The 11231-nt window shown below is 58.4% G+C and carries 7 protein-coding genes and 1 tRNA gene; 3 read left to right on the plus strand and 5 right to left on the minus strand.

Going from position 1 to position 11231, the window contains the following annotated elements; translation table 11 throughout:
- Nucleotides 1-36: 36 nt before the first annotated feature.
- A complete protein-coding gene (locus AMM33_RS07735; RefSeq protein WP_228768009.1) occupies nucleotides 37-1101 on the plus strand; it encodes a YeeE/YedE family protein in 1065 nt (354 codons plus the stop codon).
- 99 nt (nucleotides 1102-1200) lie between these two features.
- Here the strand turns inward: AMM33_RS07735 and AMM33_RS07740 are convergent, their stop codons facing one another.
- The 4 genes from AMM33_RS07740 to AMM33_RS07755 all read right to left on the minus strand — a co-directional run bounded on the left by AMM33_RS07740 (nucleotide 1201) and on the right by AMM33_RS07755 (nucleotide 3672).
- Nucleotides 1201-2475 (minus strand): FCSD flavin-binding domain-containing protein, encoded by a 1275-nt coding sequence (locus AMM33_RS07740; RefSeq protein WP_090140137.1) that lies wholly within the window; start codon nucleotides 2473-2475, stop codon nucleotides 1201-1203.
- Between the two features lie 12 nt (nucleotides 2476-2487).
- Nucleotides 2488-2796, minus strand: coding sequence for a c-type cytochrome (locus tag AMM33_RS07745; RefSeq protein WP_090140139.1), 309 nt, complete (start codon nucleotides 2794-2796; stop codon nucleotides 2488-2490).
- A gap of 50 nt (nucleotides 2797-2846) precedes the next feature.
- The gene (locus AMM33_RS07750) at nucleotides 2847-3257 is read right to left on the minus strand and encodes a DsrE family protein (RefSeq protein ID WP_090140141.1); all 411 of its coding nucleotides are present in this window, start codon (nucleotides 3255-3257) and stop codon (nucleotides 2847-2849) included.
- 85 nt (nucleotides 3258-3342) lie between these two features.
- On the minus strand, nucleotides 3343-3672 hold the full coding sequence (locus AMM33_RS07755; protein ID WP_090140143.1) for an ArsR/SmtB family transcription factor: 330 nt from the start codon (nucleotides 3670-3672) through the stop codon (nucleotides 3343-3345).
- 270 nt (nucleotides 3673-3942) lie between these two features.
- On the opposite strand from AMM33_RS07755, the gene AMM33_RS07760 reads away from it, so the two are divergent.
- Both AMM33_RS07760 and AMM33_RS07765 read left to right on the plus strand, forming a co-directional pair.
- Nucleotides 3943-4018 (plus strand) — tRNA-Lys (locus tag AMM33_RS07760).
- 213 nt (nucleotides 4019-4231) lie between these two features.
- Nucleotides 4232-5746 carry an acetyl-CoA hydrolase/transferase family protein gene (locus AMM33_RS07765; protein WP_090140145.1) on the plus strand — a complete coding sequence of 505 codons (1515 nt, stop codon included), beginning with the start codon at nucleotides 4232-4234 and terminating at the stop codon, nucleotides 5744-5746.
- Between the two features lie 660 nt (nucleotides 5747-6406).
- Here the strand turns inward: AMM33_RS07765 and AMM33_RS07770 are convergent.
- Nucleotides 6407-11134, minus strand: a complete 4728-nt coding sequence (locus AMM33_RS07770) for a beta strand repeat-containing protein (protein WP_228768010.1) — start codon at nucleotides 11132-11134, stop codon at nucleotides 6407-6409.
- Between the last annotated feature and the right edge of the window lie 97 nt (nucleotides 11135-11231).

Below are 11231 nucleotides of genomic sequence, written 5' to 3' on the forward strand. Positions count from 1 at the left end.
TTTATATAAGAAACCAGTGAATTATTGGAGTCATCCGTGAATCTCGCAAGCTTGCTCGAAACCTGGGGCGATTCAAATGTCTTGGCCATGGCTGGCGCCTTGGTGGGCTTTATTTTTGGCTTCGCTGCTCAACGCACCCGCTTTTGCGCCCGTGCCGCGGTGGTGGAGTGCTGTGACGGCCGCGCGAGCGACCGCTTCAGCGTGTGGTGGTTGGCTTTTGGCGCTTGTTTGGTGGGTGTGCAGGCACTGGTGTTGATGGGCTGGCTCAAGCCTTCGGCTTCTCGTTACATCGGTCCAGCGGGCAGCATCTCCGGCGCGGTGCTGGGCGGTTTGCTGTTTGGCGCGGGCATGATTTTGACGCGGGGTTGTGCCAGCCGTTTGCTGATTTTGTCGGCCAACGGCAATTTGCGCGCCCTCTTGTCGGGCCTGGTGTTTGCGGTCACGGTGCAAGCCAGCATCGCCGGTTGGCTGGCTCCGGCCCGTCAAGCCTTGGGCAGTTGGTGGCCCATCGACGGCGGGCCCGGGCGAGACTTGCTGCACATCTCGGGCTTGGGGCCACTTGGGGGCATGGGTCTGGCAGTGCTGGCCATGGCGCTTGGTTTGTACTTTTTCTTCAAAACCCACCAGCGCCGTTGGGGCCTGGCGTTGGGAGCGATCGTGGTGGGTTTGAGCATTGCTTTGGGCTGGGGCCTGACGCAAGCCATTGCATCCCAGTCGTTTGAGGCGGTGCAAATTCAAGGCTTGAGCTTCAGCAGTGCCTCGGCCGAGATGCTGATGCGGACACTCTCCAGCAACACCTCTCCCAGCTGGGGCTTTGATGCTGGCTTGTTGCCCGCCACTTTTGTGGGCTCTTTGCTGGGTGCCTTGGTGGGCGGGGACTTCAAGTTCGAGGGTTTCAAGACCGAAAACAAGCTGGGCCACTACCTGACGGGCGCGGTGCTCATGGGCTTTGGTGCCGTGCTGGCCGGGGGCTGCACCGTGGGTGCGGGCATGACCGGGGGGTCGCTGTTCTCGTTGACGGCTTGGCTGACCCTGATCGCCATCTGGCTGGGCGCGGGCTTGTCTTGGCGCATCCACCGAAGCATGGGTTGGCAAATTTAAGTGCTCGATTACACGCTGCCGTCAGCAAAAAACGCCGCCAGTCACAAAGACTGCGGCGTTTTTTTCATCCGCGTGGCCTGAAGCCACGCATATTGGACTTCAAGCCAGGGTGTCGGCCCAGATGTTTTGCGCCCAAGCCAATGCATAAACCCCTTCGAGTTCATTGGCCGCGCTGGACACGCCGCCGGAGCCAGGCACGGTCAGCATGGTTTTCTTTTCAGCGTCGTAGCGGTGCACGCTGGCCACGTGGACCACGTCTTTGCTGCTGACGAAGCTGTAGCAGGTGTTGTTGTAGATGGGCATGGGGTTGACCTCTTTGCCCATCAGCAAGGCCACCACGGCAGCCGCGCAGGTTTTGCCGTGCTGGTTGGCCATGTGGCCCGACTTGGGCATGCCCGGCGCGATCTGGATCGAGTCACCCAAAACGTGCACGTTTTTGGCAGCCTTGGATTCGAAAGTGAGGAAGTCCACTTCGCACCAGCGCTTGTTGGCGGTGGCCAAGCCTGCGTTGACGGCGATGTCACCGGCACGCATGTTGGGGATGACGTTGAGCACGCTGGCCTTGACGTCTTCGTTGAACTCGAACTTCAAGGTGTTGGTGGCTGCATCGACATCGGTCACGTTGTGTTTGCCACGGTATTCGATGATGCCCTTGTAACGCTCAGACCACGCTTTTTTGAACAGCGCGCCCTTGGAGGTCACGTCGTCGTTGGCGTCCAGAATGAGCACTTTGCTCTTGGGCTTGGCCTTGCTGAAGTACTCGGCCACTTGACAAGCACGCTCGTAAGGGCCGGGTGGGCAGCGGTAAGGGGCCAGCGGGATGGACATGGCGAACACGCCACCGTCGGGCATGGCTTCGAGTTGCTTGCGCAGGGTGACGGTTTGTGCACCGGCCTTCCAGGCGTGCATGACTTTGTCTTTGGCACCGGCTTTGCTCATGCCGGGCAGGGTTTCCCACATGAAGTCCACACCGGGCGAAACGATCAGGCGGTCATAGCTCAGCTCGGTGCCACCGGCCAGCTTGACGATGCGTTTGTCGGCATCGATGGTGTTGACGCGGTCCTTGATGATCTTGACACCGTGGCGCTTGGTCAGGTTGTCGTAAGGGGTGGTGATGTCGGCGATGGTCTTGCTGCCACCGATCACGAGGTTGGAGATGGGGCAAGAGATGAAGGCATCGCTGGGCTCGACCAGGGTGACCTGGATCTTGTGCTCAGACCACATGCGCAGGTATTTGGCGGCCGTGGCACCGGAGTAGCCCCCGCCAATGACCACCACCTTGGGGCCGCTGCCCCCCCCCACGGTGGCACAGCCCGAAACCAGTCCCATGGCGCCCAAAGCGGAGCCAGTCTGCAAAAAATGACGACGTTGCATGGCAGTTCTTCCTTATTTCTTTTGAGCGGCAAAGTAGCCCGCAATGGCAGCGATTTGCTCGTCGGAATAGCCCTTGGCGAGCTGGTGCATGATGGTGGCTGCAGGCACGCGACCGGCTTTGTAGTCCAGCATTTTCTGAATGGTGACTTCTTTGGGCACACCGGCCAATGAAATCATGCCCGGTTGGGCATGGCCATTGGTGCCGTGGCAAGCCGCGCACGATGCGGCCCAGCTGCGCACATGCAGCGGATCGACCTGGGCTTGGGCCAGGCCAGACAAGGCGACCAGGGCGGCCGCTGTCAGAGCGTGTTGAATCTTCATGGATTTTCCTCGAAAAAAACGGACGGAACGACTGAACGTCTCAATGCCCATCAGGGGCGCAGATAGACAAATTTTTCATTGGCTTGCAGCTTGGCCACTTCAGCCACACCGGAGGGCACGACTTTGGCTTCCATCAGCAGTTTGTCAGGGGAGATTTTGCGCGAGACCAAAGTGTTGTTGCACACACGGAACTCCACGCCTTTGCCGACCAGATCACTGACACTGCCAGAAAATGGTTGGTCCATTTGGTTCGTGGCACCATCGAGCAAAAAGTCGATGCCCAAACCATGCGTAACGACCACGATCTTGACCGTTGGATCAGCGGCCAAGTGGTTGCGAATGTTACCAATGGCACGCGAAGCCTGCGGTATGCCTTCACTGAGGTGATAAACCACTTTGATTTCGGCCCAGGACAGGGCGCACGCCAGTAAGCCAGTAATCAGCAAAAGATGACTTTTCATTCGTGACTCCTTATGGATGAATATTAGCCGTATCACAACACGATGCGAGCCCGTGAAAACCCGGCTCCAAACTGACGCCGTTCTTTCAACTCGCTTCGCTGGCAATCTGCACACAGACTGCACGGCACAGGGTAACGACCTTGTCGTTGATGATGCGGTAGTAAATTTGAACACCCTCGCGCCGCTTGCCCACAACCCCCGATTGGTAGAGCGTGTTCAGGTGCTGCGACATATTGGGCTGGGTGGTGTCGATCTCGGCGAGCAACTCGCCCACGTTTTTCTCGCCGTTGCACAAGGCGCTGATGATGCGAAGACGCATGGGGGCCGACATGACGCGAAACACCTCGGCAGCTTTTTCAAAAACCTCCTCTGATTGGGTCAGGGCGTTGTCTTTTGTCAATAGGGTCTTGGCCATGGGTATTTTTTCAATCTCGGCGTGCAAAGGTCTGAACGATTTGTGTTTTGAGCATTTTGTCTATTTTCACCTCAATTCGAGGCATCCATTTGCACTTTGCAGGTGAACAGACCCGATACAGCACAACGATGACCATGAACGCCTACGGGCCGCAGCATCGTGACTCATGAATTGTTTCGTCCTGGCTGGTTCGGTTTCTGAAAATTGTGAGCTTGCCAGCGCCTGGCTCATTTTTGCTCATTTTCCAATCTATAATTCGCGGTTTCGTGTGGGACCATAGCTCAGTTGGTAGAGCAGCGGACTTTTAATCCGTTTGTCGTGGGTTCGACCCCCGCTGGTCCCACCAAATAAAATAAAAAAGCCACTGTGTGCCTGTGCACCCAGTGGTTTTTTTTCGGGGTAGCAAAGCCCCTGTTCACGCTGTAGCCTCATGTGGGCGATCCAAGCGTGGGCCAACTGGCCCGGCGGGTAGCTTGTCTGACTTTGACCTCTTCACCTTGTGCCACGCGGTTTGAACGAGTGCATCACGCCAATTGCGCAGGCGTATTCCGGAGTGCTCATGAACATCCACAAGCGCATCCAGAATGCCGCGCTGCAGTCCAAAATCATGCCTGCTGCGCAAGCTGCCAGCCTGATCCCGCTCGGTGCCAATGTGGGCATGAGCGGCTTCACCGGCGCGGGCTACCCCAAAGCCGTGCCGCAAGCCCTGGCCGCCCGGCTGTCTGCCCTGCATGCAGCGGGGCAAACCCATGCCAGCATCAACTTGTGGACCGGCGCCTCCACTGCGCCCGAATTGGATGGCGTGCTGGCAAAGGCGCATGGCATCCAGATGCGACTGCCCTACCAGTCAGACCCGACCTGCCGCCAACTGATCAACGCAGGGCAAATGCTCTACACCGACATGCACCTGTCGCATGTGGCGCCCATGGCCCGTGCAGGTTTTCTGGGCCCGCTCGATGTGGCCGTGGTGGAGGTGATCGGCATCCTGCCCGATGGCCGCTTGATTCCGTCTACATCGGTGGGCAACAACCCCACTTGGCTCGACCAGGCCCGGCGGATCATTCTGGAAGTCAACCTGCACCAGAACCCGGCGCTTGAAGGCATGCACGACCTGCCGCACAACACGCTCATGCCACCACACGGCCAGCCGATTGCCCTGACCCACCCCAATGACCGCGTCGGCACACCGTATCTGCATTGCGACCCGTCCAAGGTGGTCGCCGTGGTCATCACCGATCACCCGGACCGCAACTCGACCTTTGATGCACCCGATGAAGTGTCGGCCCAGATCGCAGCCCACCTCATCGACTTTTTGCAGCACGAGGTGAAGGCCGCTCGCCTGCCAGCAGCGCTGCTGCCTCTGCAATCGGGCGTGGGCAATACCGCCAACGCGGTGCTGGCCGGGCTCAACCAAGGCCCTTTTGACCAGCTCACCGCCTACACCGAAGTTCTGCAAGACGGCATGCTCGACATGCTGCACTCGGGCAAGCTGGCCTTTGCATCGTCCACGGCCTTGTCGCTCAGCCCGGCGGCCCTGGCCGAGTTCAACGCCAACATCGACTTTTACCGCCAACGCATCGTGCTGCGCCCGGAAGAGATCAGCAACCACCCCGAACTGATCCGTCGCCTGGGCGTGATCGCCATGAACGCCATGATCGAGGCCGACATCTACGGCAACGTCAACTCCACCCACATCATGGGCTCGTCCATCATGAACGGCATTGGCGGCTCGGGCGACTTTGCACGCAACGCCCGCCTGTCGATTTTCATGAGCCCCTCGGTGGCCAAGGACGGCAAAATTTCATGCATCGTGCCCATGGTCTCGCACCACGACCACACCGAGCACGATGTGCACATCATCGTGACCGAACAAGGCCTGGCTGACCTGCGCGGCCTGGCCCCCACCCAACGCGCACGCTTGGTTGTGGAGCGCTGCGCCCATCCATCTTTTCGCCCGCAACTGCTGGACTACATGGACCGAGCCCAACGCAGCGGCGCAGGCCTGCACACGCCGCACCTGCTGGATGAAGCGCTCAGCTGGCACAACCGGTATCTGAAGTGTGGGCAGATGTGAGCATTGGCGAGAGGCAACAAACGCTCACAGATCGGTGGCCGGAGAGCCCGACAGTTGGAGGTGTAGCGGTGATACACAGCAACTGCCAGCGCATAAAAACGAAACACATTAGCCACCTCCACATGCGCATTGACCAAACCCAGAATGCCCTGACCGCCACCAGCACCAACGCCGCCGCGGGGGTCAACAGGTGCAGCTTGATCAGCTGGATCTCTTTTCCTTGTAGCCATGGTCGGCCAGCGCAATCACGGCGGCCAGGTGCAGGTTGGTGCCCTTTAACACGGCCACCTTTTTGCCGCGCAAGTCTTCAATGCGACGAAAGTCGTCATCGGGCTTCAGACACGGCTCAAACCATTGCGCACACCAGTGCCAAAAATGATCTTGGTATTGACCACGGCAGCGCGGCGCACGATGGAAGGACAGTCGCCCTGCCGGACCAAGTCCGGGTCGGTAATCCCCAGCGTCAGACTATTGATCCGGCCCTGTGAAGTTTGCAGAGTGACTTCAACCTTGCACCTTGTGAGAGCTAGACCTGCTGGCGATCAGACGCTTGTGCACCACTGTCTTTTCGCTTCACTGGAAGCTCCCACAAACTCCTTCCAACGGGCAACACGCGGCTCAGACTTCATCGGGCCGAATCTATAGTTGTCGCCTCTCTCCTTACAAGAATGGGTACTGGCTAGACATTTGCTGATCAATCAGCAGTTGATCCGATGCATTCGAACCATCGCTGTAAACCACATAGCTCTGCTCGACGAGATTCAGCACGGGCTCCCGTGTCGTCCAAGTCCCTTCGGTGCACAACATCTGATCGTTTGCATCACCGGTCAAGGTTTGCTGATACAGCCCTTCCTGCGAATCAAGGCTCAGCACATCGGACAAATTCATACGGACCTCGTTGACACCCGCATCCCTGCGCAGATCTGCCGCTCCCAAGCCTGTATCAATCTGATCTTTACCCAGTTCACTCAAAAATGCACCCAGATCCAGGAACCGGTCCTCCTTCATGGTGTAAGCCTGAGTCAGCGCATGCTCTGCTAACTCTTCGGGCGTGGCGCTGCGGTACTCAAAAGCCGCATCGGCTACCAAAAGGGTCTGCCCATCACGGGTTGAGGCCGTGCTGCGGCCAGCCTCGATCACACCCTCTGCAGGCGTGCGTTGCACCCCGTCGCTGAGCAAATCGATTTCGGAGATGCCCCAATCGCTCAGGCTGCGCACCTCACCCGCATCGCTCACACCATCCTGGTCCTGGTCTTGCCAGACCATGAACTCGGAGAACTGGGCATCCAAGGCGTTGAACTTGTTGTCACGATGGCTGTCAAAACCGGCTGCCAAACCGGCCAAGTCGGTTGCTCCCCCATAAAGCGTGAAGCTGTACTGCGTGTGGTCATACACCATCCCGTCCCCGTACTTGTCCCACACCAAGATACCGTCCTGGGCTGCAGCCCACATCGTCACATCCACAACACCATCGCTGTTCACATCCATGACCACCTCGCCATAACTGAAGGTGCCATCGCGGTTCAAGTCCAGCACCACAGGGGCTGCAGCCACGTCGGTCACTGTGACCGTCACTGCCTGGCTGCTCCTGTTGAAACTGGCGTCTCGGGCGAAGACGATGATGTTGTATACGTTGTTGCCACCCGAATCGACGGGGGCCTCAAAGTCAGGCGCGACCCGGAAAGTGACCACACCCGTGCTGGCGTTGATGTTGAACCGTGCGGCGTCAACGCCACCTAAGCTGTAGGTAATGCCCACATCAGCAGCACCACCCGCATCGGTGGCCTGGGCGTTATAAATTGTGGTGGCCGTAGAGGTGTTTTCCGCCACAGAGACAGCACTGCCGCTGCTGAAGACGGGCGCTGTGATGTCAGTAGTACCAGCAGTTGCTTTCCAGACCACGTTTTCGGTATCGCTGCTGCTGAGACCTCCTGCGGTTTGCGTAGCGGTGATGACGTTGGTGCCATTGACGAAAGGATCATCGTCGGTGGCATTGGCTTGCGTGGCCACAAACGGCGTAGCGTTGTTAGTCACAAGACCACTGATGGTCGAGATCTTCACAGTTGGTGGATTTGCGTTGGATGCCGTTAGCAACTCGGCCGATGTGGCCAGACTTTGCTGCGTCAAGGCCGTGTAAATTTTGGCACCATTCAAGCGGTCCGGCCAGGTGAGACGATGGATCACCTCCACCGTGTCCACACGGTAGTAATCACCCAAATCAACTTCGACCCACACCTCCGCATTTGCACCGCCTCCATATTCGGTATGAGTTCCAGTGCTACCATCAGTCAAAAGGCTGGTCGTCGGCAAAGTGGCACCAGCCAAGACCTTGCCTGTTCCGTGAGTCACAGCCCGCCCAGCTGCGACATCCACACCATCGACCATGACGCGAAGCTCTGACAGCGACAAAAATCCCGTGCTGCTTGACCCAGACGTGCCATCGAGCACATCGCGCACCATCACATAGCGTATCAAAGGTACCAGCTTGGAGCTGTAAGACCAATTGCCAGAACCATCGGCCACCACAGTGCGCATGGTGCCGTTGATGTTGAGGTTCACAGTGGCATTGGGGTCGGCTGTTCCCGTTAAGGGAACAGCTTCGTTCATCACAATCTGGCTGTCGCTTGAAACCGTATTGACCGTGACAGGACGAACCACCTGCTGACTGATGGTGTCTGTCGTGTTCGAGAAGGCAGTGGCACCGCCGTTAGTCGCTGTGCTGACGTAGCTGCCCTCGGTTCCGCTGGTCTGGTCCCAGGCTCTGATGGTGACTGCGTCGTTCAATGTCCCGAAGTAGCCCGATGCAGGCTTGAAGTAAAGCCGGTTATCCGTATCCGAGCCCAACAGCAAGGCATTGGTATTGCTGGCTCCCGTGACCGCCGTCCAGGTGCTGCCGCCATTGGTGCTGAAGTACAAGGTGCCATTGCCCACACCTGTGATCGCAACCCCTTTCAAAGCCGAGGCGTCAACGTCACTGACACCCCCCACCAAACTGCTGACCAAACTGCCGACAGCACCCGTTGGCACGGGTGCATCTTGCGCCACAGCCGACAAAGCCAGCGTCGTGTCGGCCAACACCGGTGCATCGTTGACGTTGCCGAAGTTGAAGGTGCTTGTCACCACCGCAGACTCGTTGCTAGTCGCGCTGGTGTCCACCGCCTTGAACTTCAGATCCACCGCACCATTGAAGTTGGCCACTGGTTTGAGTTCGACTTTAAGCGCATCAATGTCCGCAATGGTGACCAAGGTGTTGGCGGTGATCGCCACGCCGTTGAGCAACAAGGTGGCCTTGGCCGCATCGGGCAGCTCGGTGAAGATCACCCCTGCTTGTGTGTGGCCGTCGACATCGGCATAGTTGAATTTGAGCGCGGTGGTCAGGATCGCGCCCTTGTCTTCCTCCAGCCCGCTCACTGGGCCACCAGACACGGAGGGCGCATCATTCACCGCCGTGACGCTGATGCCAACCTTGCCGACTTCCAAAGAATAAGGGGTAGATGTGCCGGTTGCAGCAACATTAACCTTTGTCCCCACTGTGGCTGCCGGTGAATTGGTCTGGTCCCATGCCAGGTACAAGAAGGCGTTGTCCACAGTCCCGTTCCAGTTGGCATTGGGCTTGAAGAACACTCGGCTGCTGGCATCCAGCAACACGGCGCTGCTGTTGCTGACAACTCCCGCGCTTTGCCAGTTTGCCCCATTGTCCGTGCTGAAGAACAAGCTTCCGTTGGCGTTGACGCTGGTGATGGCAATGCCCTTGGTCGCAGCCGCATCGACATCACTGATCACACTGAACATATCGCTCACGGCAATTCCTGCAGAGGTGTCACCGTTTGCGGGTGCTGCCACATCCTCGTCCACCGTTGGCAAGTTCAAGGTGCCCGCGCCAATGACAGGCGCATCGTTGGCACTGTTGAAGTTGTAGGTGCTGGTCACCTCCGCAGACTCGTTATTGGTCGCGCTCGTGTCCACCGCCTTGAACTTCAGGCTCACAGCCCCATTGAAGTTGGCCACAGGCATGAGTAAAACCTTGTCGGCATTGATGTCCTCAATCGTGATCAAGGTGCCGGAAGTGATGGGCGTGCCATTGAGCAGCAAGGTGGCCTTGGAGGCATCGGGCAACTCGGTGTAGATCACGCCCTTTTGTGCGTGGCCGTCGTCGTCGGCGTAATTGAACTTGAGTGAAGATTTCAGGATCGCGCCCATGTCTTCAGTCAGACCATTGACGGTACCGCCCGAGATGACGGGTGCGTCGTTCGCACCAGTGATGGACACCGTGACGGTGGCCGTACTGGTGGCACCGGCCGTGTCTTTGACGGTGTAAGTGAACACGTCGTTGATGGCCGTGCTGCCCACCGCCAAGGCTTTGACCGTGGCGTTGGCTTGGTCCACCACGTAGCTGTAGCTGCCGTCAGCGCCGATCTTGATCGTGCCAAAGCTGCCCACCACTTCCGTGCCGTTGGCGCTGGTGGTGGCGGCGATCACTGCCGTGCCGGCACCCGCGGCGGTGCCGGCCTTGATGTCCTGCACCACTTTGGTGTCGCCGCTGTCGGCGTCGGTGTCGTTGGTCAACACGTTCAGGGCGCTCACGCCGCTGGTGGTGGAGGTCAAGGCTGCGCCCGTAATGGCGTTGGCCGTGCCACCGGCTTCATCGATGGTGGCCGTGTCATTCACCCCAACAGGCGTGTCATTGACGTTGTTGAAGTTGAAGGTGCTTGTCACCACCGCAGACTCGTTGTGAGTCGCGCTGGTGTCCACCGCCTTGAACTTCAGATCCACCGCACCATTGAAGTTGGCCACTGGTTTGAGTTCGACTTTAAGCGCATCAATGTCCGCAATGGTGACCAAGGTGTTGGCGGTGATCGCCACGCCGTTGAGCAACAAGGTGGCCTTGGCCGCATCGGGCAGCTCGGTGAAGATCACCCCTGCTTGTGTGTGGCCGTCGACATCGGCATAGTTGAATTTGAGCGCGGTGGTCAGGATCGCGCCCTTGTCTTCCTCCAGCCCGCTCACTGGGCCACCAGACACGGAGGGCGCATCATTCACCGCCGTGACGCTGATGCCAACCTTGCCGACTTCCAAAGAATAAGGCGTAGATGTGCCGGTTGCAGCAACATTAACCTTTGTCCCCACTGTGGCTGCCGGTGAATTGGTCTGGTCCCATGCCAGGTACAAGAAGGCGTTGTCCACAGTCCCGTTCCAGTTGGCATTGGGCTTGAAGAACACTCGGCTGCTGGCATCCAGCAACACGGCGCTGCTGTTGCTGACAACTCCCGCGCTTTGCCAGTTTGCCCCATTGTCCGTGCTGAAGAACAAGCTTCCGTTGGCGTTGACGCTGGTGATGGCAATGCCCTTGGTCGCAGCCGCATCGACATCACTGATCACACTGAACATATCGCTCACGGCAATTCCTGCAGAGGTGTCACCGTTTGCGGGTGCTGCCACATCCTCGTAGATCGGAAGAGCACACTTGAACTCCATTCACACAGTG

Source organism: Limnohabitans sp. DM1 (assembly GCF_001269385.1).
Taxonomy (GTDB): domain Bacteria; phylum Pseudomonadota; class Gammaproteobacteria; order Burkholderiales; family Burkholderiaceae_C; genus Limnohabitans_A.

Excerpts from the sequence above, each read along its gene's own strand:
- AMM33_RS07740 (WP_090140137.1), bottom strand. The coding sequence starts at position 2,475 with ATGCAACGTCGTCATTTTTTGCAGACTGGCTCCGCTTTGGGCGCCATG.
- AMM33_RS07745 (WP_090140139.1), bottom strand. The coding sequence starts at position 2,796 with ATGAAGATTCAACACGCTCTGACAGCGGCCGCCCTGGTCGCCTTGTCT.
- AMM33_RS07750 (WP_090140141.1), bottom strand. The coding sequence starts at position 3,257 with ATGAAAAGTCATCTTTTGCTGATTACTGGCTTACTGGCGTGCGCCCTG.
- AMM33_RS07755 (WP_090140143.1), bottom strand. The coding sequence starts at position 3,672 with ATGGCCAAGACCCTATTGACAAAAGACAACGCCCTGACCCAATCAGAG.
- AMM33_RS07765 (WP_090140145.1), top strand. The coding sequence starts at position 4,232 with ATGAACATCCACAAGCGCATCCAGAATGCCGCGCTGCAGTCCAAAATC.
- AMM33_RS07770 (WP_228768010.1), bottom strand. The coding sequence starts at position 11,134 with ATGTTCAGTGTGATCAGTGATGTCGATGCGGCTGCGACCAAGGGCATT.